We start from the raw sequence: 26547 nt of genomic DNA on the forward strand, positions 1-26547 counted from the left end.
CCAGGGTTAATTGTGTATAAGGGCCGCCCGGCGGGTATTGGACCGGCGTCCGATGCGGACCGATCGGAGCCGCGGCAGATCGGTGCGGCGTCGCAGGTCGGCGGTGGACAGGGCGACGCGGACGCCCGTCCAGTCCTCGCCGGTGCGCTGGGCGACCGAGGCGCGCAGCACCAGGCGGCCGCTGTCGTCGCCGTGCCGGTGGCTGAGCCGGTAGGCCGGCACCCACACGGCGCCCGGCACCCCGTACTCCAGCTCCAGTTCGATGTCCGCGCCCTCGTCGCCGGTGCCGCCGACGAGGGTGAGCACCGCACAGACCGTGGTCTCGACGTGCGCCGCCGGTACGTCGGTGGAGGCACGGTCGAGCCGGTCGGTGGCGACGTCGAGTTCGTGCTCGACGAGGAGCAGCGCCTCCTCCAGTTCGGCGAGGCGGGTGTGCAGGGCCGTCAGCCGCTGTTCGACGAAGTCGGCGAGTTCCAGCCACGCGTCGACGGGGGTGCGGCGGTGCGGGTCGTCGCGCCTGCGGGGCGGTGGCACCGGGCGCAGTGCCGTGACCTCCTCGATCAGGCGCAGTTGCCGGTCCCGGCGCCCCTGCGCCGCCGCGTACTCGTCGCGCAGCCGCTCGACCTCGCGCCGCAGCGTGTCGGGGACGCCGGCGGCGAGCGGTTCGGCGTCGACCTCCACGCGGGCCTCGACGACGCGTACTCCGGGTGCACCGAGGACGCGTGCCCGCAGCGAGCCGGGGTCCAGGGTGCGGGGGAGTCCGGTCACGCGCACCCGGCCGTCGGGCGGCACGCTGCCCCGGGCCAGTCGGCGGCAGAGCGCGCCCTGCGCGTACACCACGACCGAATCGAGGGCCGAACCCCAACTCTGTGCCTTTTCCACCCGCATGAACGCCCCCACCGTGTCTGTGCCGAGCACAGCCTACGTTGCCGTCGCCGCCTCGTCGCGGTGACCGATCCCGGTCCGGGCAGAGCCCAGGGGGTGGTGGGAGACGGGGTGCTCCGGGAACCGAGGGCGCGCCGACGCGGCGGTCCGGGCCCCGTGACCGGGGCCCGGCGCAGGTTCGCACGCCCGGGGCTGTTGCGACGGTCCCGGCAGGCGTGGTGTGTTCAGGGGCGGCTCGTCAGGTAGCCGCCCATGGAGGTGAAGTACTCCGTGGCCCCCAGCTCCCGTCCGTCCTCGGTCCGTACGCGGGTGATGGCCAGGCCGTGGTTGCGGCCGGTGCGGGCGTCGGCCCCGGCGACGATCACCACGCCGTCGCCCTCGCGGTAGAAGATGCGGCCGGGGGTACCGCCGTAGCGGGCCTCGGAGACGACCGCCGCGAGGATCTCCAGGCGCTTGCCCTTGTGGAAGGTGAAGGCGCTGGGGTACGGCTCGCACTGGGCGCGCACCAGACGCTCCAGGTCCGCGGCCGGCCAGTTCCAGTCGATGCGGATGTCGTCGGTGGAGCGCTTGTGGAAGAAGCTCGCCTGTGCCCGGTCCTGCTTGGTGAACTCGGTCTGTCCGGAGGCGATGAGGCCGAGTGCGCCGATGGTGACCGGGGCGATGAGGTCGACCGTCTTGTGGAAGAGGTCGGTGGTGGTGTCCGTCGGTCCGACCGGGACCGCTTCCTGCCGCACGATGTCGCCGGCGTCCAGCTCGTCGTTCATCATGTGGGCGGTGACGCCGACTTCGGGCTCGCCGTTGATCAGGGCCCAGATCAGCGGGGAGAAACCGGCGTACTTGGGCAGCAGCGAGTCGTGGACGTTGAGTGTGCCGTGGCGCGGCAGGTCGAAGATGCGCGGGGGGATCCAGGTCCGCCAGTTGTTGGCCACGATGATGTCCGGGTCGGCCTCCTTGAGGCGCTCGAACAGCTCGTCGTCGTCGGGGCGGTTGCGGATCAGTACGGGGACGCCGTGCTCTTCGGCGAGATCGGCGACGGAGTCGCTCCAGATCTTCTCGTACGCGTGATCGCTCCTGGGGTGTGTCACGACCAGCGCCACGTCGTGTTCGGAGTCCAGGAGGGCTTGCAGGGTGCGGTGCCCCCAGGTCTGGTAACCGAACATGACGACCCGCATGGGGGTTCCTCCTCAAGACAGGGGGTGGACCGGGAGCAGTAAAGCAAGGCTTACCTTAGTTTTCAACACCTGTACAGGGCGCACCGGTTGGCTGACTTCCCACGCCTGGAAGGGAGTTCCGCTCTATCGACAGCCGCACTGGATTAGCTTAGGCTCACCTAAGTTCAGCGGGCCGCTCCGTCGGCGTGTCCCGCCGCGCGCTTCCCCACACGCCGTACTGGCGGCCCCCCGCACGATGGGAGAGACATGTCACGGGTGCTTCCTGTTGACGCATCACCGATCCACGACCTGATCGGTATCGGCTTCGGACCGTCCAATGTCGCCATGGCGATCGCACTCAGCGAGCACAACGCACGCGCCGGCCGGCAGGAGGCCGTCACCGCTCACTTCTTCGAGCAGCAGCCGAGCTTCGGCTGGCACCGCGGCATGCTGATCGACGACGCGACCATGCAGGTCTCCTTCCTCAAGGACCTCGTGACGCTGCGGAACCCGACCAGTGAATTCAGCTTCCTGTGCTACCTCCAGAGCAAGGGACGGCTGATCGACTTCATCAACCACAAGAGCCTCTTCCCGCTGCGCGTGGAGTTCCACGACTACTTCGAGTGGGCCGCGGCCAAGGTCGAGGACATGGTCTCCTACGGCCACGAGGTCGTCGGCGTCGCGCCCGTCGTCCGCGACGGAGCCGTGGACCACCTGGAAGTGACCGTCCGCACGGGCGAGGGACTCGAGGTGCACCGGGCCCGCAACCTCGTCATCGGCACCGGGCTGCGTCCCCTCATGCCCGAGGGCATCGAACGCGGCGACCGTGTCTGGCACAACTCCGAACTGCTCGCCAAGGTCGAGGAACTGGAGGGGACTTCGCCCTCGCGGTTCGTCGTCGTGGGAGCCGGCCAGAGCGCCGCCGAGAACGTCGCCTACCTGCACCGCCGCTTCCCCGGAGCCGAGATCTGCGCGGTCTTCTCCCGCTACGGCTACAGCCCCGCCGACGACAGCAGCTTTGCCAACCGGATCTTCGACCCCGAAGCGGTCGACGACTACTTCGCCGCCCCCGAGAACGTCAAACGCCGGCTGATGGACTACCACGGCAACACCAACTACTCCGTGGTGGACATCGACCTGATCGACGACCTCTACCGGCAGACGTACCAGGAGAAGGTCCTCGGCACCGAGCGCCTGCGCTTCCTCAACGTGTCCCGGCTCACCGACGCCAAGGAGACCCCGGACGGGGTCCGGGCCACCGTGCGGTCCCTCGTCACCGGCGAGGAGACCCTGCTGGACGCCGACGTGGTGGTCTTCGCCACCGGCTACAGCCCCGCCGACCCGCTCGGCCTGCTCGGCGAGGTCGCGGACCGCTGCCTGCGCGACGACGAGGGCCGGGTCCGGGTCGAGCGCGACTACCGCATCACCACCGACCCCGACCTGAACTGCGGCATCTACCTCCAGGGCGGCACCGAGCACACGCACGGCATCACCTCCGCCCTGCTGTCCAACACCGCCATCAGGGTCGGCGAGATCCTGGACTCCCTCCTCGACCGGGGCGCCGACTCCCCCTCGCACGCGGCCCGGAAGGTCACCGACACCGCCCGCTAGTCCGCCCCCCGGCCCCCGCCGGGTGAGCCGCACCGGGCAGGGGCGGCACCACCGTGCAACTTGCGAAACCAAAGGGATAACGTACGTCGTCATGGCCACGACCGCAGTCGAGCGCCCCGCGTCCAGGGGCACAACAGAGGCCCGTCGGCGGCGGGTTGTGGGTACGGGCGTGCTGGTGGTGATCCTCGCGGCCGTGGCGGCCCTGTCACTGGCCGTCGGCGCGCGCGCGTTGAGCCCGGCAGAGGTGTGGCACGGGCTGTTCGCCGCACCGGACACCGACCAACGGCTCACCGAGATCAGGCTCATCGTGCAGACCGTGCGGGTGCCCCGGACGGTGCTCGCCGTCGTGGCGGGCGTCGCCCTGGGCGTCGGCGGCGCGCTCATCCAGGGCTACACGCGCAACCCCATCGCCGACACGGGCCTGTTGGGGGTGAACGCCGGCGCCTCGTTCGCCGTCGTCTCGGTCATCGCCGTGTTCGGACTCACCGACCCCTTCCAGTACGTCTGGTTCGCCTTCCTGGGGGCGGGCGTCGCCGGTGTCGTCGTGTTCGGGCTCTCGAGCCTCGGCCGGGGCGCCGGCAACCCGTTGACGCTCGCGCTGGCCGGACAGGGGATCACGGTGTTCCTCGCCGCGATGACCGTGGCGGTCGCGCTGTCGGACCAGAAGTCGCTGAACGCGCTGCGGTTCTGGAACTCGGGCTCCCTGGCCGGCGTCGGCTTCGACGTCATCTGGCCGGTCACCGCGTTCATCGTCCTCGGCCTGGTGCTGGCCCTGACCACGCTGCCCGCCATCAACCTCCTCAACCTGGGCGACGACGTGGCGCGCGGACTCGGCGTCAACGTCGCGCTCAGCCGGACCGTCGGCATCGTCGCCATCACCCTGCTCGCGGGCGCGGCGACGGCGGCGACCGGCCCCATCGCCTTCCTCGGCCTGATGGTGGCCCACGTCGCCCGGTACCTCACCGGGCCGGACTACCGCTGGCTGGTGCCCTACGCGGGCCTGCTGGGCGCCATCGTCCTGCTGGTCTGCGACATCGTGGGGCGGCTCGTGGTGCGGCCGGGCGAACTGGACGCGGGGGTCGTCGTCGCGCTCCTCGGCGCCCCGTTCTTCGCGGTACTGGTGTGGCGCGGAAAGTTCAAGAACGCATGAACGGGACCGATGTGAAGCAGACGGTGACGCCGGGCGTACGGCTCGGCCAGGTGTCGTTCGTCTGGCGGCCCTGGGTCGCGGCCGTCACGCTGCTGCTGGCGGCGGCCACCTTCCTGGTGTTCTGCCTGTCGATCTCCGTGGGGGACTTCCCCATCGGTCTGCCCAACGTCATCGCCACGATCTTCGGCCGGGGCGAGCAGGTGGACGAGTTCGTGATCATGGACCTGCGGATGCCGCGCGCCCTGGCCGGGCTCGTGGTGGGGATCGCGCTGGGCGTGTCCGGGGCGATCACCCAGTCCATCGCGCGCAACCCCCTCGCCAGCCCGGACATTCTCGGGATCACCGGCGGTGCCAGCGCCGTCGCGGTGTTCCTGGTGACGGTGTCCGGCGGCACCGCCGCCGCGATCACCGACTCCGTCGGCCTGTCGGCGGCGGCCCTCGCGGGCGGCCTCGGCACCGGCCTGCTGGTGTACTTCCTGGCCTGGCGGCGTGGCATCGACGGCTTCCGGCTCATCCTCATCGGCATCTCGGTGAGCGCGGTGATGGAGGCGATCACCACCTGGCTGCTGGTGTCCGCCGACATCCGGGACGTCGCCCGCGCCCAGGCCTGGCTGGTCGGCTCCCTGGACAACCGCTCGTGGAACGAGGTCTGGGTGGCGCTCTGGTGCTCCCTCGTCCTCCTCGTCGTCGTGACGGGTGCCGCGTTCCAGTTCAAGCCGATGCACTTCGGCGACGAGGTCGCGGCCGGCCTGGGCGTGCGGTACGGCAGGGTGCGCGCCGTCCTGCTGCTGTGCGCCGTCCTGCTGGCCGGTGTGGCGGTGAGCGCGGCCGGACCGGTGCCGTTCGTGGCGCTGGTGGCGCCGCAGGTGGCGATGCGTCTGACGAGGAGTCCGACGCCGCCGATGGTGGCCTCGGGGCTGGTGGGATCGCTGCTGCTGACCGGCGCGGACCTGACCGCCCGCACGGCGCTGCCGGTCAGCCTCCCGGTGGGCGTGGTCACGGCCGCGATCGGCGGCCCCTTCCTGGTCTACCTGCTGGTGAGGGCCAACCTCCGCTGACCGTGGGCCGGTTGCTGGTACAAAGGTGAGGCATACCTAAGACGGTCCGGCATTTGGCGGGCGGTCCACCTACGAGGGGGCCTTGTGGTCGCTCAGCACATCACCGACGCCGTGCCCGTGGTCGAGGCGACCGCGCGGCTGGCAGCCAGCGGCGTCACGGTCGGATACGGCGGCCGGATCGTCATCGACGATCTCGACGTGGCGATCCCGCCAGGGGTCATGACCACGATCATCGGCCCCAACGGCTGCGGGAAGTCGACCCTGTTGCGGACCCTGTCGCGGTTGCTGAAGCCGACCAGCGGGACGGTCGTCCTGGACGGCGACGACATCGCCAAGCTCCGGACCAGGGACGTGGCGAAGAAGCTCGGCCTGCTGCCGCAGGCCCCGGTCGCGCCGGAGGGGCTGACGGTGGCCGATCTGGTGGCCAGGGGCCGTCATCCGCACCAGAGTTGGCTGCGGCAGTGGTCGTCGGACGACGCCTCGGTGGTGGAGCGCGCGCTGGCCATGACGGGGGTGTCCGACCTGGCCGACCGTCCCGTCGACTCGCTGTCCGGCGGGCAGCGTCAGCGGGTCTGGATCTCGATGACGCTGGCTCAGGGCACCGACCTGCTGCTGCTGGACGAGCCGACGACCTATCTGGACCTGGCGCACGCCGTCGAGGTGCTGGATCTGGTGGACGACCTGCACGAGTCGGGGTGCACCGTGGTGATGGTGCTGCACGACCTCAACCTGGCGACCCGGTACAGCGACAACCTCATCGTGATGCGGGAGGGGTCGATCCTGGCGCAGGGGCATCCGCGGGACGTGATCACCGCCGAGCTGCTGCACGAGGCGTTCGGACTGCGTGCCCAGGTGATCGACGACCCGGTGGGGGACCGGCCGCTGATCGTGCCCATCGGCCGTACCCACGTCAACTTGGTGACGCGAACGGGCAGTTAGGTCCGCCGGTTAGGCTAGGCTAACCTCACTTTTATCGGTAGGGTTTGCCTGCCCTTAGAACAAGGCGCAGCGGACAGTGCGAGAGCAAGGGATTGCGGATGTTCCTCCATCGAACGACCCTCAGGAAGCCCCGGCGGCGGCTCGCGGCCGTGGTGTCCGCCGCGACGCTCGGCGTAGGCCTCCTCGCGGGTTGCGGTTCCGACTCGGACAAGGCCACGGCGAGCGACACCACCTCGACCGCTGCCGCCGCCGGCGCCTTCCCGGTCACCGTGGAGCACGCGTTCGGATCCACGAAGGTCACCGAGGCCCCCAAGCGCGTGGTCACCGTCGGCTACACGGACGACCAGAGCGTCCTGGCTTTCGGCATCAAGCCCGTCGGCATGGTCGACCAGTACCCGAACCCGGCAGGCCAGAGCCCCGACATCAACACCCAGTGGCCCTGGGTGAAGGACAAGTGGGGAGACGCCAAGCCCGAGGTCATCATGAAGAACGGTGACTCCGGCCCCAACTTCGAGAAGATCGCCGCCCTGCGCCCGGACCTGATCATCGCGGTCTACTCCGAGATCGACCAGGCCGCCTACGACAAGCTCTCCAAGATCGCCCCGACGGTGGGCCGTACCAAGGCCGAGAAGGAGCTGTTCAGCGCTCCCTGGCAGGACAACGCGCTGCACATCGCCAAGGCGCTCGGCAAGGCCGAGGAGGGCGAGAAGCTGGTGCAGGGCATCCAGGCCAAGCTCGACGCGGCCAAGAAGGCGCACCCCGAGTTCGCCGGCGAGACCGCCGTGGCGCTGTCCTGGTACGAGAACTCCGTCGCCCCCTTCACCTCCACCGACGTGCGTGGACGCCTGCTGACCGGCATCGGCTTCACGTACCAGACCGAGATCGACAAGATCGCCGAAGGCAGCTTCTACACCAAGCTCTCCCCGGAGCGCATCGACCTCGTCGACGTCGACCGCATCTTCGTCATCAACGACAAGGCGGACACGGACGCGCTGAAGAAGTTCAAGCTCTTCACCAACCTGGACGCCGTCAAGAACGGCAAGGTGTCCTACCTGCTGGACAGCGAGGGCCCCGCGGTCGGCGCCGCCATCTCCCAGGGCACCCTGCTGTCCATGCCCTACGCCATCGACGAGCTCGTCAAGTCGGCAGAGTAGGTGTGAGCACCACCGAGACGCGCGTCGCCCCGGCAACCCTGCGAACGGCGACCGGACGTGAGGCCACCCGGTGGGTCGGGGCGCACTGCCGCGAGGCGCCGGGGCTGACGACGGCCACCGTGCTCACCACGGTGGCCGGGGCGGCACTCCAGGTGCTGCCGGTGCTCCTGCTCGGCAGGGTCGTCGACGGGGTCGTCGAGGGCAGGTCACAGTCGGTACTCGTCACGATCGGCGCCCTGATGGTCGCCGCCGCGCTGCTCGGCGCGGCAGCCACCGCGGTGTCGACCTACCTGATCGGCCGGCTGGGCGCGGATCTGCTCGCCCGGCTGCGGGAAGGCGCCGTCCGGGCGGTCCTCGGGATGCCGAGCGCCCGGATCGAGCAGGTCGGGCGGGGAGACGTGCTCTCCCGGGTCGGCGACGACGTGGCGGTGCTGTCCAAGGGCATCCGCACGGCCGTGCCGACAGTGTTCTCGGCCGGCGTGCTGGTCGTCATCGCCACGCTCGGCATGTTCGGACTGGACTGGCGGCTCGGCCTGGCGGGCGCCGGCGCGCTGCCCGCCTACGCGCTGGCCCTGCGCTGGTACCTCCCCCGGTCCGCCCCCCTCTACCGCAGGCAGCGCGTGGCGCAGGCCGACCGCGCGCAGGCCCTGATCAGCGGTCTCAACGGGATCGACACGGTCCGCGCGTACCGCCTCGAGGACGCCTTCCGGGAGAAGGTCACCCGTGAGTCGTGGCGGGTCCGTGAACTCGGCATCGAGGTGTTCCGGTTCTTCGGCCGGTTCGTCGGCCGGGAGAACCGCGCCGAGTTCATCGGGCTCGTCCTCATCATCGTCGTGGGGTACGCCCTGCTGGAGGCCGACGCCGCCAGTCTGGGCGAGGTGTCGGCGGCCCCACTGCTGTTCCACCGGCTGTTCACCCCGCTCGGCGCCATCATGTTCACCTTCGACGAGGCGCAGAAGTCGGGCGCGAGCCTGACCCGGCTGGTCGGCGTGCTGGGGGAGCCCGCGCAGGACCGCCTGGTCGGCGACGCCTCCGTGGCACCGGCCGGCGCCGTCTCGTACCCGGTGACCGTGCGGGGACTGACGTACCGCTACCCCGGCGCCGAGGAACCGGTGCTGCGCGACGTCGACCTGACGATCCCGGCCGGCGGTTCGCTCGCCCTGGTCGGGGCGACGGGCGCGGGCAAGACGACCCTGGCCGCGCTCATCGCCGGCATCGGGACACCGCAGTCCGGGTCGGTGCGCATCGGGCCGACCGACCTCGCCGGCCTGGACGAGGCCGGCGCTCGCGCCATGGTGAGCATCCTGACGCAGGAGACGCACGTGTTCTCCGGGCCTCTCGCGGACGACCTGCGCCTCGCCGCGCCGGACGCGACCGACACCGAACTGCTGGACGCGCTGCGCGTCGTCGGCGCCGACGGCTGGGTCGAGGCGCTGCCCGACGGGCTGACCACCCTCGTCGGTGAGGGCGGCGAGCGCCTGGACGTCACCAAGGTCGCCCAGATCGCACTGGCCCGGCTGGTGCTCGGACGGGCGCCGGTGGTGGTCCTCGACGAGTCGACCGCGGAGGCCGGCAGCGAGGGCGCCGCCGAGCTGGAGCGGGCCGTGATGGCCGCCTGCGCGGGCCGCACCACGCTGTTCGTGGCACACCGGCTGACCCAGGCGATGGCTGCCGACCGGATCGCCGTCCTCGACGCGGGACGCGTCGTGGAGCAGGGCACCCACGAGGAACTGGTGGCCCTGGGCGGCCGGTACGCCCGACTGTGGCGGGCCTGGCGAGAAGGCAGTTAGGCACACCGGCCGAGTCAGCCTGTGCCACCTCTCATTTCCGTGGAAGGGAAGCTGAGTCTTCGATGATGGAACCGAGCGCTCGTCTCGCACTGCTTTCTGCCACGCGGCTGGCCGACGTGCGCCGGCGAACCGGTGACTACTCCGACCGGACCATCGCCGAGGCGTGCGCCATCGGGCTGTCGTACTGGGCGACGGGCGAAAGCCCCGAGGGTATCGACCTCACCCCCGGCACCCTGTTCACCGAGATCCTCGGCTGGGTCGACAACGGCGGTGACGGCCCCGGCAGCCGGGAGGCCGGCCCGGACGGCCGGAGCGTCGCCGTGCCCGAAGGAGTCGCCCCGGCCGACGCCCAACTCGCCCTCGACGACCTCGCCGACTTCCCGGACCGGCCCCTGTCCACCATCGGCCCGGCCGGCCCGGCGGCCCGCCTCCAAGCGCTCGCCGCATGGAACGACACCCACGCCGACCGGGTCCGCCCGACCATCGTCGAGATGTTCCGGCAACAGGCGCGCACCAGGCCCGACGCGGTCGCCGTCGTCGACGAGCAGCGCTCTCTGACCTACCGTCAGGCAGCCGAACACTCCGCGCAGTTGGCGCACCGGCTGATCGAGCACGGGCTCACCGCCGAACAGGTCGTCGGCATCTCGCTGGGCCGCTCCGCCGACATGGTCATCGGACTGCTCGGCGTGCTCCAGGCGGGCTGCGCCTTCGTGCCGCTCGACCCGCAGTGGCCGGCCGCGCGCCGCGCCGTCGTCATCGAGGACGCCCGCGTCGTCGTACAGCTCAACGCCTCGGGTGAGCAGGACCCGGACGAACCGGAGGCCCTCGCAGTCGACCTCGGAGACTGGCGCTACGGCGGCCACCCCACCGAGGCTCCGGACGTCACCGTGCCCGGCGCCGCCCTGGCCTACGTCATCTTCACCTCCGGCTCGACCGGCCGGCCCAAGGGCGCGATGATCCGCCACGAGGCGATCAGCGAACGTCTGCTGTGGCAGGTCGACGAGATCCTGCACTTCGGCCACGACGACGCGTCCCTGTTCAAGGCGCCGCTCTCCTTCGACATCTCCATCAACGAGATCTTCCTGCCGCTGGTGTCCGGCGCCCGGCTCGTGGTCCTGCGGCCCGGCGGCGAACGCGACCCGCACCACCTGCTGAGCGTCATCGCCGAACAGCGCGTCACCTTCACCTACCTCGTGTCCTCCATGCTGGACGTGCTCCTGGAGATCGCGGGCGACTCCGGCAGCCTCGACAGCCTGCGGCACGTGTGGTGCGGCGGCGAGGTACTGACCCCCGAACTGTACGAACGGTTCCGCACCAAGCTCGACATCCCCATGTACCACGGCTACGGCCCGGCCGAGACGACCATCGGCGTCTCGCACGTCATCTACCGGGGCGCCGCGGAACGCCTGTCGACCTCGATCGGCAGGGCCAACCCCAACACCCAGCTGTACGTCCTGGACGACGAGCTGCGCCCCGTCCCGGTCGGGGTCGGCGGCGAACTGTACGTGGGCGGGTTCCTGCTGGGGCGCGGATACGTCAACGCGCCCGGCCTGACGGCGTCCCGGTTCATCGCGAACCCCTTCGCCGGCGACGGATCCCGCCTCTACCGGACCGGCGACCTCGCACGGTTCGCCCCCGACGGGACGCTGGACTTCCTCGGCCGCGCCGACAACCAGATCAAGATCCGCGGCATGCGGCTGGAGATCGAGGACGTCGAGGTCGGCCTCGCCGAACACCCCGCGGTCCGGCACACCTGCGTCGTCGCCCGGAAGAACACCGCCGGCGGCACCTACCTGATCGGGTACGTCATCCCGGCCGCCGGAAGCGAGGACCTGCGGGCCGACGAGGTCAGGGCCTGGGCCGCCGCGCACATGGTCGAGTACATGGTGCCCGCCCACATCGTCGTGATGACCGAGTTCCCGCTCACCGCGAACGGCAAGCTCGACCGCAACGCGCTGCCGGAACCCGTGACCGCCACCGGCTCGATCGCGCCGCCCGCCACCGAGAACGAACGCCTGGTGTGCGCGGCCGTCGCCCAGGTCCTGCGACTGGACGAGGTCGGTGTCGACCAGGACATCTTCCAGCTCGGCGCGGACAGCATCCTGGCGATCTCCCTGCTGAGTGCGCTGCGCGAGGCCGGCCTCTACGTCACTGCACGGCAGATCTTCACCCACAGCGTCGTCGGAGCCCTGGCGGCGGTGGCGAGCCGTGAGGACACCTCACGGGTCGACCACGGCGACGTACCGACCGGGCACGTCGTGGGATCGCCCATCGTGCAGTGGCTCGGCGAGACCACCGACGCGATCGACGGTTTCGTGCAGTCGGTGGTGCTGAACACGCCCGCCGAGCTGACCGCCGACGCCCTCGACGCGATCCTCGGCGCCGTTCTCGCACGGCACGACATGCTCCGCGCCCGGCTGGTGCGCGGTGAGCGCTGGAGCTTCGACATCCCGGAGACCGGCGATGCCGTGCCGGCCTGGCAGGAGAGCGAGGGGCCGCTCGACGACTGCGTCGCGCTCGCCACCGACGGTCTCGACCCGGCGGACGGCACGATGCTGCGGGCCGTGTGGCGCCCCGAGGCGCGCCAACTCGTCCTGGCCGCCCACCACGTGGTGATCGACGGTGTGTCCTGGCGCGTCCTGATGGAGGACCTGGCCACGGCCTGGCGGCAGCTCGCCTCGGGAACGCCGATCGAGCTGCCCCCGCCGGGCACCTCCTTCCGGCGCTGGACACAGCTGCTGGAGCGCACGCCGTTCGACACGGACCGCGCCTACTTCCAGCGCCCCCTGCCGGGAGCCGACGGGCCGCTGGGCAGGCGCCCGCTGTCCGCGGCCGACACCGTGGCACGGGAGCGGCTGCGGACCGTCTCGGTCGGCGCCGACGCCACGGCCGCGCTGCTGGGCGAGATACCCGCGAAGTTCCACGCGGGCGTCAACGACGTCCTGCTCACCGCGGTCGCCGTCACCCTCGCCCGGTGGCGCCGTGACCTCGGACAGGACCAGACGTTCGCGCACATCGAGCTGGAGGGCCACGGCCGTGAAGGGCGCTTCGTCGCGGACGCCGCCGGCTTCGAGCCCGACCTCTCGCGCACCGTGGGCTGGTTCACCACCCTGTTCCCGGTGACCGTGGACCCCGGCGCGGCGGCCGACCTCACCGCCCCCGACTACCTGGCGGCCGCCCTCAAGGCGGTCAAGGAAGACCTCGCCCAGGTGCCCGGCAACGGACTCTCCTACGGCGCCCTGCGCCACCTGCGCGACACCCGGTTCGACGCCCCCGCACCGCAGGTCCTCTTCAACTACCTGGGCCGCTTCGACGCCGGCGCCACCGGCGACTGGCAGCTCACCGGCACCACCGGCCAGCTGGGCGAGAAGCGCGATCCGAGGATGCGCCTGCCGCGCGCCCTGGAGTTCAACGCCATCGCCGAACCCGCCCCCAGCGGCGCCTACGAACTCGTCACCACCATCTCCTGGCCCGACGGCCTGTTCACCGACGAGGACATCACCACCCTCGGCGGCTACTTCCGCGAGGCACTCACCGCACTGGCCGCACTCGACGGAGGCGGCCACTCGCCCAGCGACTTCCCCCTGGTGCCGCTCACCCAGAGGGACGTCGACGCCCTGGACGGCCCGGCGCTGCGGAACATCCTGCCGCTGACCCCGTTGCAGGAAGGCCTCTACTTCCACTCGGTCTTCGACGACGACTCCGCGGGCGCCTACGTCGAACAGCAACTGCTCACCCTGGACGGCGAGGTGGACGCCGACCGGCTCGCGACGGCGGCCGGCCGGCTGCTCGCCCTGTACCCCAACCTGGCCGCGCGGTTCGTGGCGCTCGCCGACGGCCGCGTGGTCTCCGTCCTGGAGAGTGGAGTGGAGGCGCCCTTCACGACACTGGACCGCCCGGGCATCACCGAAGCCGAGATCCGCGACCACGCGGAACGGGACCGCCGCGCCGGATTCGACCTGGCCACCGGCCCGTTGATGCGGTACACCCTCATCCGCGCCGGCTCCGGACGCACCGTCCTCGTGCAGACCGTGCACCACATCATCGCCGACGGCTGGTCGGTTCCACCGATGCTCCGCGCGCTGCTCACCGAATACCACGCACCCGGCACCGTGCATCCGCTCGGCGGCTTCCCCGACTACGTGCGGCGGCTCGCCGAACGCGACGACGACGAGAGCGACCGGGTGTGGCGCGAGCAGCTCGCCGGCCTGCCCGGCCCCTCCCTGGTCGCCGAGGGACACACCCCCTCCGACCGGTTCGCCGACACGGCCGTGGAGCCGGCGGACGACATCGACGCGGCGGCCCGGTCGGCCGGAGTACCGCTGAGCGTGGCCGTGCACAGCGCCTGGGCGGTCACCCTGGGCGGCATCCTGCACGGATCCGACGTGGTGTTCGGCTCCACCGTGTCCGGGCGCGACATGGACCTGCCCGGCATCGAGGACATGGTGGGCCTGTTCATCAACACCATTCCCGTCCGCGCCCGTTGGGACGCCGCCACCACGGCGGGGAACCTGCTCGCCTCGGTACGGGAACACCAGAGCGCGGTCCTGGCGCACCAGCACGTCTCCCTGGCCAGGATCGGCCGCAGGACCGGCACCGGCACCCTCTTCGACACCCTTGTCGTCTTCGACGTGGCGACCGATGTGGACGCCCTGCGCCGCCCCGACGACACGCTGGTCATCACCGACATCGTCAACGAGGGCGCCCCGCACTACCCGTTGACCCTGGTGGTGGAGCGCGCACTCGACGGCCGCCCACGCTTCAACCTGATCTACGACGGTGAACTGCTGCGGGAGACCAGCGCCCAGGCGCTCCTGAGCACCTTCACCCGGACCCTCACCGGTCTGCTCGCCCGGCCGGACGCCCCGGTCGCCGAACTGGTGCCCGCCACGCGTCCCGCACCGGTCACGCCGGTCGCGCCGGTCACGCCGGTGACGCTGGGAGGCCTGTTCGACGCCGCCGCGCAGCGCGACCCGGCCGCCGCCGCCGTCACCCAGTGCGGCCTCGACGGCAGCACCCGCTCCCTGACCTACGGCGAACTTGCCCAAGCCAGGGGAGAGTTGGCGTCAGCCCTGCGCGCCGCCCAGGTCGGTCCGGGCAAGCGGGTCGCCGTCGCCGTGCCCCGCTCCCTCGAACAGGTCGTCGCCCTGGTCGCGATCGTCAGCGCGGGCGGAGCATACGTACCGCTGGACCTGGCGTACCCGGACGAACGGCTGGAGTACATCCTCGCCGACGCCGCCCCGCAGGCGGTCCTCGTCGACCGTGAGCAGCGCGACCGCTTCACCCGGCTGCTGGCGCGGGCAGGGGTCCAAGCCCGCGTGCTGGTGCAGGGGGAGGAACCGCCGCCGGACACCGGCGAGCCGGGGGCGGACGTCACCTGGCACGACCCCGCCTACGTGATCTACACCTCCGGATCGACCGGCAGGCCCAAGGGCGTCGTCGTCCCGCACTCCAGCGTGGTGACCCTGCTCGCGAACACCCGCCCCGACATGGGCTTCGGCCCCGACGACGTGTGGGTCCAGTTCCACTCCTTCTCCTTCGACTTCGCGGTCTGGGAGCTGTGGGGCGCGCTGGCCCACGGCGGTGAACTGCTGGTGCCGGAGTACGGACTGACCCGCTCCCCGGTCGACTTCCACCGGCTGGTCCGCGAGCGCGGAGTGACCGTGCTCAACCAGACACCGTCGGCCTTCTACCAGTTCATCGAGGCCGACCGGCTCGCCGCCGAACCCGTCACCGCACTGCGCCGGATCATCTTCGGCGGCGAGGCGCTGGACCTCGGGCGGCTGCACGGCTGGGTCGAGCGGCACGGCACCGGCTCGCCCGAGCTGGTCAACATGTACGGCATCACAGAGACCACCGTCCATGTCACCCACCGGGTGCTCACCGACGAGGACTTCGGCCTCGGTGACCCGACCGGCGGCCCGCGTCGGCCTCGGCGCGACGACGTGAGCCCGATCGGCGGCCCGATCCCCGGCCTCGTCACCTATCTGCTCGACGACCGGCTCCGCCCGGTGCCCCCGGGCCGCGTGGGCGCCATCTACGTCGCCGGCGACCAGGTGTCGCTCGGCTACCTGGGCAGGCCGGGGCTCACCGCCGGCCGGTTCGTGGCCAACCCGTTCGCCGGCGACGGCTCCCGCATGTACCACACGGGCGACCTCGCCCGCCGTACGCTCGACGGCGAGCTGCAGTTCGCCGGGCGTGCCGACGACCAGGTCCAGCTCAAGGGATTCCGGATCGAGTTGGGCGAGGTGGAGGCCGCGGTCAGGGAACTGGACGGTGTCGTCGACGTGGCCGTCACCGTGGCCGCCGGCGCCGACCATCTCGTCGCCCACGTCGTCGGCCGGGTACCCGGCGACCTCACGGACCTGCTGTCCGCGAAGCTGCCCGTCCACATGGTGCCCGGCCGGGTGCTGCCGGTCGGCGCCCTGCCGCTCACGGTCAACGGCAAGCTGGACCGCAAGGCCCTCACCGAGCGCGCCGCCCGGGAGGAGACCCCGGCGGTGGTGAGTGAGGGGGTGAGCGACTCCGTACTCGCCGCGGTCGTCGGCATCTTCGCCGAGACGCTGTCCGAGGCGGCCGTGGACGCCGACACCGACTTCTTCCGCGCCGGAGGCGACAGCATCGTCGCCATCACCGTGATCAACCGGGCCAGGGCGCTCGGCCTGCCGATCGCGCCACGGGACGTGTTCCTGTTCAGGACACCCCGCGCGCTCGCCGAGCACCTCGGGGCAAGCAGCCCGCGGCAAACGGCCCCCGCGCCCGCCCGCCGTGAGGACGGCCCCCTGACCCCGACGCCGATCATCCTGCGCCAGCGGGAACTCGGCGGATCCCTCACGCGGTTCGCCCAGGCCAGGACGTTGCAGGCCCCCGAGGGCACCGTTCTCGCCGACGTCGAGCGCGCCGCCCGTGCCGTGGTGGCCGCGCACCCCGTCCTGCGCCTGCGGCTGCGCGTCGAGCACGGGGTGTGGGCGCTGCGTACCGAGCCCGCCCGCGCGGTCACCGTCGTGCGGGCGGACACTCACGACCCGGCGGCCGTGGCCGACGAGGCCGCGGGACGGCTCGACCCCGAGTCCGGGGACGTCGTCGCGTTCTCGTGGCTGGAGGCGAGCCGGACCCTGGTCGTCGCCGTGCACCACCTCGCCGTCGACGCGGTGTCCTGGCTGATCCTGCTGGACGACCTGGCCGCCGCCCTCGGCGGAGAAGCCCTGGCGCCACCGACCACGTCCTACGCCGAGTACGCCGAAGCACTGGCGGCCCGGTCCACCCAGGACACCGACGGCCTCGGGCACTGGATCACCACCCTCCAGGCGCCCACGCCGCTGCCGGCCGCCGACGGCCTGCGCGAGACCACGGTCACGCTCGCACCCCACGTCAGCGACCGCCTGACGCGTACCGCGCCCGCCGCGCTCGGCGTCGGCCTCACCGAGCTGCTGTGCGGCGCCCTGCGCACCGCGCTGACCCGTGTCCAGCCGTCACCCACCGACCTCGCGATCGAGCTGGAGCGGCACGGCCGCGTGCCCGCCCTGGAACACCACGACTACACCCGCACGGTCGGCTGGTTCACCTCCATCGCCCCCGTACGGCTCACCGCGCACACCGACCCGGTCGCGGCGGCGCGCGAGGTCGCCGAACGCCAGCCGGACGAAGGTGCGCACGTCACCTACGGACTGCTCCGCCACCTCAACCCGCAGGCGGCCCCGCTGCTGACCGCCCGCCCCCAGGTGCTGTTCAACTACCTCGGCCGGGGCAGCGAGTCCCAGGCCCTGCACATCTCACGAGGCGACCAGGGCCGCCCGTACGCCGTCGAGGTCAACGCCTGGACCGACGCGGCCACCGGCAGCCTGCACGCGGCCTTCACCCTCGCCGAAGGCGTCCCCGACGACATCACCGAGCACTGGCTGAGCGCGCTGGAAGGCATCGCGGACGCCGCCACCACGGCCGAGCGCACCGCACCGGTCACCCCGCTCCAGCGGGGCCTGTACTTCCAGGCCCAGATGGCGGGTTCGGCCGGTCACTACGTCGCGCAGAGCTGGTTCACCTTCGACCGGCGCCTGGACACCGACGCGCTGGGCCGGGCGATGGCGTACGTGATCGCACGGCACCCGGTCGTCGGGGCAGGCTTCACCACCGACGACGACGGAAGTCCGGTCCAGGTCCTCAGCGCGGGACGCCAGGTCCCCGTACGCACCGTGGAGCTGGCGACCGAGGCGGAGGCCGAGGAACTGCGTGTCCGGGACCGGGACACCGGGTTCGACCCCGGCCGGCCGCCGCTGATCCGGCTGACCGTGGTGCGGCTGCCCGACGACCGCGACGGGCTGCTGCTGAGCTACCACCTGCTGCTGTGGGACGGCTGGTCGCGCGAGATCGTGCTGCGGGACCTCTTCGACGCCTACGAGGCGGTCGTCGCGGGCGAGCCGCCTGCCGCGGTCCCGGCCACGCCGAGCTTCGAGGACTACGCCCGTACGCTCGCCGCCAAGGACCCCGCCGTATCGGAACGCTTCTGGGCCGAGCACCTCGAAGGGCTCTCCGGCCCGACGCTGCTCGCCGGACCGGCGCCGGTCCTCTCGGAGGAACTGCCGCACGCAGTCGTGCACACCCTGTCCGCCGAACAGTCGGACCTGCTGCGGGAGGCGGCCAAGGCGCACGGCGTCACGCTGAACTCGGTGCTGACCGGAGCCTTCGGCCTCCTCCTCGGCGCCCACACGGGCCGCGGAGACGCCGTGTTCGGCGTGACCGTTTCCGGCCGGGAGGGAGAGGGACTGTCCGACATCGTCGGCGTGCTGCTCAACACCGTGCCGCAGTGGACGCGGGCACGGCCGGACGACAGCGTCCGCGACTACCTCAGCGCCGTACAGGCGGCCAGGGTCGCGGCGATGGAGCACGAGCACCTCGGGCTCGGCGAGATCCAGCGGGCCAGTGGGCACGACACCCTGTTCGACAACCTGTTCGTGCTCCAGAACTTCCTCGACCTGGACGCGTTCGCCGAGATGAACGCCCGGCACGGCATCACCTCGGTGAAGGCCGACGACTCCACGCACTACCCGTTCACCTGGGTCGTCACGCCTGGCGACCGGCTCACCGTCAAGCTGGAGCACCGCGACGGCGACACCGCGAACGCCCGCCGTCTCCTCGACGACTATGTGCGCGTGCTCGAAGACCTGGCACGGTCGACCGGGCCGGTCGGCGCGCTGCGGGGGGCGGGGCCGAGGCGGCCCACACCGGGCCCGCGCACGGACGTCGGCACGGACACCGTCGTCGACCGGTTCGACCGCGCGGCGGACCGTGATCCGCAGCGCGTCGTGCTCGTCGCCGACGGGGCGACGATGACCTTCGCCCGCCTGCGGGACCGCAGCCGCGCGGTGGCGGGCGTCCTCGCCCGGCGCGGCATCGGTCCCGAGACCACGGTGGGCCTGGCGATCCCGCGCTCCCTCGACTCGATCGTGGCGCTGTTCGCCGTACTGCGGGTGGGCGCCGCCTACGTGCCGCTGGAGCTGGACCACCCGGACGAGCGGATCGCCGCGATCGTCGCGGACGCCCGCCCGGACGTGATCCTCACCGTGAGCACCGTGTCGCCCCGGCTGACCGGCGACCTCGTCGAACTGGACCGTCCGCTGCCCGAGGCCGAGCCGTACCGGACGTTCGCGCCGGACGACCCGAACCGCCTGCGGCACCCCGCGTACACCATCTACACCTCCGGATCGACCGGCAGGCCCAAGGGCGTGGTGACGGAGTACGCCGGACTGACCAACATGCTGATCAACCATCAGCGGCGCATCTTCGAGCCCGTGTTGGCGGAACACCACAACCGCGTCTTCCGGATCGCGCACACCGTGTCGTTCGCCTTCGACATGTCGTGGGAGGAACTGCTGTGGCTCGCCGACGGCCACGAGGTGCACATCTGCGACGAGGAACTGCGCCGTGACGCACCCCGGTTGGTCGAGTACTGCCTGGAGCACGGGATCGACGTCATCAACGTGACCCCGACCTACGCCCAGCAGCTCGTCGCCGAAGGCCTGCTGGACAATCCGGCACGGCGGCCGGCGCTGGTGCTGCTCGGCGGTGAGGCCGTCACACCGACCCTGTGGCAGCGCCTCGCCGAGACCGAGGGGACGGCCGGCTACAACCTGTACGGCCCCACCGAGTACACCATCAACACCCTCGGCGTCGGCACCTTCGAATGCCATGACCCGGTCGTGGGCGTGGCCATCGACAACACCGACGTGTACGTCCTCGACCCATGGCTGCGGCCCCTGCCCGACGGAGTCCCCGGAGAGCTGTACGTGTCGGGCATCGGCATCGCGCGCGGCTATCTCGGGCAGCCCGCGCAGACCGCGCACCGCTTCGTCGCCGACCCCTTCGGCGCGCCCGGCGAGCGCATGTACCGCACCGGCGACCTGGTGATCCGCCGGCCCGACGGGAACCTGATGTACCTGGGCCGCACCGACCAGCAGGTCAAGATCCGCGGCCACCGGGTCGAACTCGGCGAGGTCGAGGCCGCGTTCGCGGCCCACCCGGCGGTGCGGTTCACGGCCGCGGTCGCCCAGCCCGACCCGCAGGTCGACGGCGCCCACCGGCTGGCCGCCTACCTGGTCCTCGACGGCGCCGACCTCGCCGAGGTCGCCGGCCAGGTGGGCGCAGCCCTCCCGGACTTCCTGCGCCCGACGCACTACGCCCAGGTCGACAGCATCCCGCTGACGGTGAACGGGAAGGCCGACACCAAGGCGCTGCCCGAGGCCAAACCGCTGGGCGCACTGACCACCGCGGCGGAGCGCGGACCGGAGACCGAGACCGAGACACTGGTCTGCGAGTTCTTCGCCGAAGCACTGGACCTGGACGACGACGAGGTGAGCGCGGTGAGCGACTTCGTGTCCCTCGGAGGACACTCCATGCTGGCGGTGCGGCTGATCGGGCTGCTCCGCCGCGAGTACGGTCCGGTGATCACCATCCGTGATCTGTTCACCCTGCGCACCCCGGAAGCGATTGCACGCCACCTCGATGACAACTCCTGACACACAGCGGCCCCGCCCGGGGTCCGACATCCTGCGGACCGCCCTGCGCCGCAACCTCGGCGCCATGACCTGGGGCACCCTCCTCATGGGCCTCTACCAGGCCGGTGAGACCGCCTTCCCCATCGCGCTCGGCCTGATCGTCGAACACGCGCTGCGGGAACGCAGCCCCGGCGCGCTCGCCCTGTCCATCGCCTCGCTCGCCGTCATCATCACGACCGTGTCGCTGTCCTGGCGGTTCGGGATGCGCGTCCTGCAGAAGGCCAACACGACGGAGGCGCACCGCTGGCGGGTGCGGGTCGCCGAGTGCGGCCTCCAGCCGGTCGCCCGGGACGTCGACCTCAAGTCCGGCGAGGTCCTCACCATCGCCACCGAGGACGCCGACCAGACCGCCGACATCATCGAGGTGGTGCCCCTGCTGATCAGCTCGCTCGTCGCGGTGCTGGTCGCGGCGGTCGCGCTGGGCCTGGCCGACGTACGGCTGGGGCTGCTGGTGATCGTGGGGACCGTCGCGATCCTGTCCATCCTGAGCGTCCTGTCCAAGCGGATCGGCGCCGGCACGCAGGAACAGCAGGCGCGTGTGGCGCGGGCGGGCGCCAAGGTCGCCGACCTCATCATCGGCCTGCGCCCGCTGCACGGATTCGGCGGCAACCACGCGGCGTTCCGCTCCTACCGCAAGGTCAGCACGGAGGCCAAGCAGCAGGCGATCACCGTCGCCAAGGTGAACGGTGTCTACGCCGGCACCGCGCTGGCCCTCAACGCGGTCCTCGCCGCCGCCGTGACCCTCACAGCCGGCTGGCTGGCCTTCGACGGCCAGATCACCATCGGCGAACTCGTCATGGCCGTAGGCCTGGCGCAGTTCATCATGGAACCGCTCAAGCTGTTCTCGGAGATGCCCAAGTACGTGATGATCGCGCGCGCGTCGGCCGAGCGGATGGCGCTCGTGCTGACCGCGCCGCCGGTCACCACCCCCGGACCGGGGCAACCCACCGCGGGGGCGGACCTGGAGATCGACTGCGTCCGGCACGGCTCACTGCGCAGGCTCAAACTCCGGGTTTCAGCGGGCGAGTTCGTGGCCATCGCCGCCTACCAGCCCCTCGCGGCGGCCGACCTCGCGTCGGTCCTCGCCGTCAACGTCGCGCCCCACGCGTACGAGGGAGTGGTGCGGGTCGGCGGGCAGGAACTGGCGGACCTCTCGATCGAGGCGGTCCGCGAGCACCTGCTGGTGAACCCCTACGACGGCGAGATCTTCGCGGGCACCCTGCGCACGAACATCGACCCCGCGGGCACCAGCCGGTCGGTCCCCGAGGCGGTCGAGGCGTCCATGCTGACCGACGCCGTCGCCCTTCACCGCGAAGGACTCGACCACGCCGTCCGCGACCGCGGCGCGAACCTGTCCGGAGGGCAGCGCCAACGGCTCTCCCTGGCCCGCGCGTTGGCCGCGGACACCGACATCCTCGTGCTGCACGACCCGACGACGGCCGTGGACGCGGTCACCGAGCAGCTCATCGCGCGCAATGTGGCGAAGCTGCGCCGGGGCCGCACCACCGTCGTCCTCACCAGCAGCCCGGCCCTCCTGGACGCCGCCGACCGCGTCCTCGTCCTCGACGAGGGTGTCATCACCGCCGAGGACACCCACCGCAACCTCCTGGCGACCGACGAGGCCTACTGCGCGGCGGTGGCGCGGTGATCCGGCGCCGCCCGGCCGCGGCCCGCTGCCCTGTCAGGACAGCGCCCAGGCGACATCCCTGAGGAGGGCGTGCCGCCAGCCCACCCGGTCGTGGCCCGACGGCGACCGGGAGACCCGTACGGCCGCGCCGGCCCGCTCGGTCAGCGTCTCGGTGAGTTCGCAGTGGGGCAGCATGGCCGCCTCGTGTTCCCCCACGTCGAAGGCCACGCGCAGCCCGGACAGGTCGGGCCGCTCCCGCAGGCGCGCGGCGATGACGCCGCCGAGCGGACCGCCCAGCGGGTCGGCCGACCCCGTGGCCTCGGGCGTCCACCAGAACGACCCCGACTGGCAGGCGACGCGCGAGACCAGGTCCGGGAACTCCAGGGCCGCGTACATCGCGCTCAGCCCGCCGAGGCTCTGTCCGGCGACCACCAGCCGGTCCGGGTCGGCGGATACGCCGCTCTCCGCCACCAGCGGCAGCAGTTCGTCCCGGACGGCCTCCCACAGTCCGGGCTCGCACCCGAACTCGGCTTCCCTGTCCTTGGCCGGCAGGAAGACGAGGGTGACCGGGGGCATCGCGCCACCGGCGACGGCGGAGTCGAACGCGGTCATCGCAGGGTGCAGGTGCAGCCAGTCGTCCCCGTCGAGGAGCAGGACCACCGGTCCGCCACCGCCCACCGGGTGGACGCGTACGGTACGCCGCCCCCCGAGCCGACCGCCGGTCATGCGGACCCGGATGCGGGGGAGGGGCAGGACGTCGGCGGAGCCCAGGACGGGCCAGTGCGGCTGGGCCGGGGCGTCCGGGACCGCGGCGATGGACCGGTCACCGCCGACGCCGACCGGGTTGAACGGGTCGGCGTACCCCGAGTCGCCCACGAGGATCCGGTACGTCACCCGCAGCCGGGCCGGCATGCGTACCTCGGCGTACCAGCAGTCCGAGTCGGCCCACCGGCGCAGGGACACCGGCTCCGACCAGCTCTCGAACTCGACGCTCGCCGCGGATCCGCGCCACAGGAACAGGGTGTCCCAGTCACCGCTGCCGTCGCGGGCGGGTACCCACAGGGGCGTCCCGACCGCTGCCCAGAAGGCGTCGGTGCCGGGTCTGCCGGGCAGGCCGAACTCGGCGAAGACGTTCTCCTGTTCGTTCACCAGGTGCATGAACGTCTCCTTGTGAGAGGGAAGTTGGAAGGCTAAGCTGATCACTAATTAGGCGAGGCTAACCTAATTAGATGCTTCTTTCCATCCCCGTCGACCCCTCTCCCCCGAGGGGCGTCGAGGGCCGCCCGAGCCTCGCCCTCGCGCCGCACCCGAGGAGGCACCGAGCATGAGCACCAACCCCTTCGACGACAACGAAGGCCGATTCCTGGTCCTGGTGAACGACGAGGGTCAGTACTCCCTCTGGCCGTCCTTCGCCGAGGTGCCCGGAGGATGGGCGACCGCCTTCCCCGAGAACACCCGGGAAGCCTGCCTGGACTTCGTCGAGTCCCACTGGACGGATCTGCGCCCCCGCTCCCTCGCGGCGACCATGGACAGCTGACCGACGCGGCGAACCGCGAACCGGGGGAGACCGGCGGCCCCCGACCGAGGAAGGAAGACCTTGATCACGGCAAGGCGGCGCCCCGCCGCGCGCTCCCACGCGCTTCTCGCACCCACGTGCCCCGTCCGCACCGCCCGACCGGAGGACGCCACCGCACTGGCCGGCCTGTCCCAGCCCTTCGTGCGCTCGGGTGCCCTGCGGGAACGTCCTGTCTCGCTCTACGCCGCCCACGCGGCGGACTTCCTCGTGACGGAGGGCCCCGACGGCACCCTCGACGGCTGCGTGGGGCTCCGCGTGCACCCGGCCGAACCGGGGGAGGAACAGGGCCCCGACGGCGTCGTGTACAACTTCTGCGTGGCCGGGCGGCGGCAGGGAGGCGGCGTGGGAGCCACGCTCCTGCGCGCCGTGCTGGCCGCGGCGCGCGCCCGGTCGCTCGGCACCCTGTTCACCGCGACGACCGGCGGTGGCGGCCTGTTCCTCCGGTTCGGCTTCGTGCCCACGACCGCCCGCCTGGCGCCCGCCTCCTGGACGCAGTCCCTGGACCCGAGGCGCGACGCGCGGATTCTGCGGAAGGCCCTTCAACCGCCGGGGTGAGCACCCCGGTCCGGACCGGTGCCCGGAACCATGGTGGTGCCGGGCACCACGGTGGTGCCGGGGCCGGTCTCGCCGAGGATGCCGTCCAGTACCGCGTGCGGCACCCGGCCGTCGAGCACCTGCGCCCTGCGCACGCCGCCGCGGACGGCCCGCAGGCAGCCCTCCATCTTCGGCAGCATCCCGCTCGCCAGCCCCGGTAGCAGTTCCTCCAGCGCGTCTGCCGTCAGGCGCTCGATCACTTCGGTGCTGTGCGGCCAGTCCGCGTACAGCCCCGCCACATCCGTGAGCACCACCAGCCGCTCGGCGTGGAGGGCCACGGCCAGCGCCGAGGCCGCGAGGTCGGCGTTGACGTTGTAGACCTCCCCGTCCGCGCCACGCGCCACGGGGGAGACGACGGGGATGTGCCCCTGCTCCAGGAGCGTGCTCACCATCGCGGGGTTCACCTCCACGATGTCGCCGACGAGACCGATGTCCACCGGCCTGCCGTCCACCCGCGCCGCCCGCCGCACGGCGGTCATGGTGTGCGCGTCCTCGCCGGTCATCCCCACGGCGAGGGGCCCGTGCGCGTTGATGTGGCCGACCAGCTCCCGCTGAACCCGGCCGCTCAGCACCATGCGCACCACGTCCATGGTCTCGGGCGTGGTGACCCGCAGCCCCGCCTCGAAGCGGGTCTCCAGTCCGAGGCGGTCCAGCATCGAGCTGATCTGCGGTCCGCCGCCGTGCACGACGACCGGGCGCAGGCCCGCGCGCCGCAGCTCCACCATGTCCTGGGCGAAGGTCCGTTGCAGGTCCGCGTCCACCATGGCGTTGCCGCCGAACTTGACCACGACCACACCGCCCCGCGATTCCTGGGGCCGGATCAGCGGCCCGGCGGCCGGATCACCGTCCGTGCTCCGCGCGACGACCGGACTCATCTCCCCACCACCGTCCTGTGCGGCGAGCCGGTCGTCCCGATGGCACGGGCCGCACCCTCGCAGAGCCTTTTAGCTAAGCCTAACCTAACTAACAGGCGGTGGTGGGTGGAATCCCGGCCGACTCGGTGAGACATGCCTAACGCCAACTGCCATGTCGGTGAGGGGAGTCGAGGTCGCCGCGCGATGAGCGCGGCGACCTTGTGGACCCGGCGGACGCGGGAGCAGGACGGCCCCGCTCTACGCGGACCGAGTCTCCTGCGGGGCGCCTTCCTCGACCTCTTCCTTGGCGCCTTCCCTGCTCGTGGCCGAGGCGGACGCATCGGGGGAGGTGTAGAAGACGGACGAGCCCTGCTTGCTGCGCTGGGCGCGGTTCTTGGCGACGAGGCCTTCGAGGGTGGTGCGCACGACCGTTGTCTTGATGCCGCGTTCGGGGTGCTGCTGCCCCAGTGACTGGGCGACCTCGGCGGCGGAGCGCGGTTCGCTCTGGCCGGCGAGGTGCTCGCGGACCAGGGTGACGAGCGAGGGCTGGTCAGCCTTCGGGGCGGCCTTGGGAGCTGTCTTGGGAGCTGTCTTCGGGGCAGGCTTGGGCGACGTCCTGCGGGAAGCCGTCTGCTTGTCGGCCGCCTTCGGAGCCGCCGCTTCGGGCTTCTTCCCCTTCGACTGGCGGGAGGCGCCGGCCGAGGCCTTCTTCCGGGGGGCGGGAACCGCCGTGGTGTGCTCGACCGCGGACGCGGTCGCAGACTCGACGCCGAGCGCCTGCTGCACGTTCAGCAGCACCGCGCGGTCCTTCTCCAGGGACGCCAACTGCTCCTGGAGAACGGCGACCTCGGCGGCGACGCGGTCGTACTCCTTGAGGTTGCGCTCCAGGTCACTGGCGACCTGAGCCGCATACTGGCTGGTCACCCCGTTTGTCTGGGTGGTGGTCTCAGACATGACGCTCACGCTCCTTGATAGGACCAGACAGGTCGCGGGCCCCACCCACGACATGAACGGCGATGTTTCGTAGTGATACTACGGAGCGAAACCTCCCAACTGTCGACCTCGGTCATCACCGCGTTGCCACTGTTCGAACACCGGCACCGGCACGAC

At 71.7% G+C, this 26547-nt stretch carries 14 protein-coding genes and 1 pseudogene; 10 read left to right on the forward strand and 5 right to left on the reverse strand.

Annotation, left to right across the window (positions count from 1 at the left end; all coding sequences use genetic code 11):
• Positions 1 to 45: 45 nt before the first annotated feature.
• Positions 46 to 888 (reverse strand): annotated as a pseudogene (locus tag P1P75_RS14335) (DUF4139 domain-containing protein); the annotation flags it as partial.
• A 221-nt stretch (positions 889 to 1109) separates the two neighbouring features.
• Complete coding sequence (locus P1P75_RS14340; protein ID WP_319255232.1) at positions 1110 to 2057, reverse strand: methionyl-tRNA formyltransferase; 948 nt, start codon at positions 2055 to 2057, stop codon at positions 1110 to 1112.
• 246 nt (positions 2058 to 2303) lie between these two features.
• On the opposite strand from P1P75_RS14340, the gene P1P75_RS14345 reads away from it, so the two are divergent.
• The 8 genes from P1P75_RS14345 (at position 2304) to P1P75_RS14380 (ending at position 22434) form a co-directional block, all read left to right on the forward strand.
• Complete coding sequence (locus tag P1P75_RS14345; RefSeq protein ID WP_319255234.1) at positions 2304 to 3647, forward strand: lysine N(6)-hydroxylase/L-ornithine N(5)-oxygenase family protein; 1344 nt, start codon at positions 2304 to 2306, stop codon at positions 3645 to 3647.
• A gap of 91 nt (positions 3648 to 3738) precedes the next feature.
• A complete protein-coding gene (locus tag P1P75_RS14350) occupies positions 3739 to 4797 on the forward strand; it encodes an iron ABC transporter permease (protein ID WP_319255236.1) in 1059 nt (352 codons plus the stop codon).
• Complete coding sequence (locus P1P75_RS14355) at positions 4794 to 5855, forward strand: iron ABC transporter permease (protein ID WP_319255238.1); 1062 nt, start codon at positions 4794 to 4796, stop codon at positions 5853 to 5855. The genes P1P75_RS14350 and P1P75_RS14355 overlap by 4 nt, the downstream gene beginning before the upstream one ends.
• A gap of 84 nt (positions 5856 to 5939) precedes the next feature.
• Positions 5940 to 6794, forward strand: coding sequence for an ABC transporter ATP-binding protein (locus P1P75_RS14360; protein WP_319255240.1), 855 nt, complete (start codon positions 5940 to 5942; stop codon positions 6792 to 6794).
• Positions 6795 to 6892: 98 nt separating this feature from the next.
• Positions 6893 to 7948 carry an iron-siderophore ABC transporter substrate-binding protein gene (locus P1P75_RS14365; RefSeq protein ID WP_319255242.1) on the forward strand — a complete coding sequence of 352 codons (1056 nt, stop codon included), beginning with the start codon at positions 6893 to 6895 and terminating at the stop codon, positions 7946 to 7948.
• 2 nt (positions 7949 to 7950) lie between these two features.
• Positions 7951 to 9738, forward strand: coding sequence for an ABC transporter ATP-binding protein (locus P1P75_RS14370; RefSeq protein ID WP_319255244.1), 1788 nt, complete (start codon positions 7951 to 7953; stop codon positions 9736 to 9738).
• Between the two features lie 62 nt (positions 9739 to 9800).
• The gene (locus tag P1P75_RS14375; RefSeq protein WP_319255246.1) at positions 9801 to 20747 is read left to right on the forward strand and encodes a non-ribosomal peptide synthetase; all 10947 of its coding nucleotides are present in this window, start codon (positions 9801 to 9803) and stop codon (positions 20745 to 20747) included.
• The gene (locus tag P1P75_RS14380) at positions 20734 to 22434 is read left to right on the forward strand and encodes an ABC transporter ATP-binding protein (protein WP_319255248.1); all 1701 of its coding nucleotides are present in this window, start codon (positions 20734 to 20736) and stop codon (positions 22432 to 22434) included. The genes P1P75_RS14375 and P1P75_RS14380 overlap by 14 nt, the downstream gene beginning before the upstream one ends.
• A gap of 33 nt (positions 22435 to 22467) precedes the next feature.
• Here the strand turns inward: P1P75_RS14380 and P1P75_RS14385 are convergent, their stop codons facing one another.
• Positions 22468 to 23571 carry an alpha/beta hydrolase-fold protein gene (locus tag P1P75_RS14385; protein ID WP_319255250.1) on the reverse strand — a complete coding sequence of 368 codons (1104 nt, stop codon included), beginning with the start codon at positions 23569 to 23571 and terminating at the stop codon, positions 22468 to 22470.
• Positions 23572 to 23737: 166 nt separating this feature from the next.
• Here P1P75_RS14385 and P1P75_RS14390 point away from each other — a divergent pair, with 166 nt between their 5' ends.
• Both P1P75_RS14390 and P1P75_RS14395 read left to right on the forward strand, forming a co-directional pair.
• Entirely contained in the window at positions 23738 to 23950 is a 213-nt protein-coding gene (locus tag P1P75_RS14390) for an MbtH family protein (protein ID WP_319255252.1), read from the forward strand.
• A gap of 63 nt (positions 23951 to 24013) precedes the next feature.
• Positions 24014 to 24544 carry a GNAT family N-acetyltransferase gene (locus P1P75_RS14395; RefSeq protein ID WP_319255289.1) on the forward strand — a complete coding sequence of 177 codons (531 nt, stop codon included), beginning with the start codon at positions 24014 to 24016 and terminating at the stop codon, positions 24542 to 24544.
• On the opposite strand, the gene argB is transcribed toward P1P75_RS14395, so the two are convergent.
• Positions 24529 to 25458: an acetylglutamate kinase gene (argB, locus tag P1P75_RS14400; protein ID WP_319255254.1), complete on the reverse strand. Its 930-nt coding sequence runs from the start codon at positions 25456 to 25458 to the stop codon at positions 24529 to 24531. The genes P1P75_RS14395 and argB overlap by 16 nt on opposite strands.
• A 237-nt stretch (positions 25459 to 25695) precedes the next feature.
• Positions 25696 to 26391 (reverse strand): hypothetical protein, encoded by a 696-nt coding sequence (locus tag P1P75_RS14405; protein WP_319255256.1) that lies wholly within the window; start codon positions 26389 to 26391, stop codon positions 25696 to 25698.
• Between the last annotated feature and the right edge of the window lie 156 nt (positions 26392 to 26547).

Source organism: Streptomyces sp. ID05-39B (assembly GCF_033794725.1).
Taxonomy (GTDB): domain Bacteria; phylum Actinomycetota; class Actinomycetes; order Streptomycetales; family Streptomycetaceae; genus Streptomyces; species Streptomyces bobili.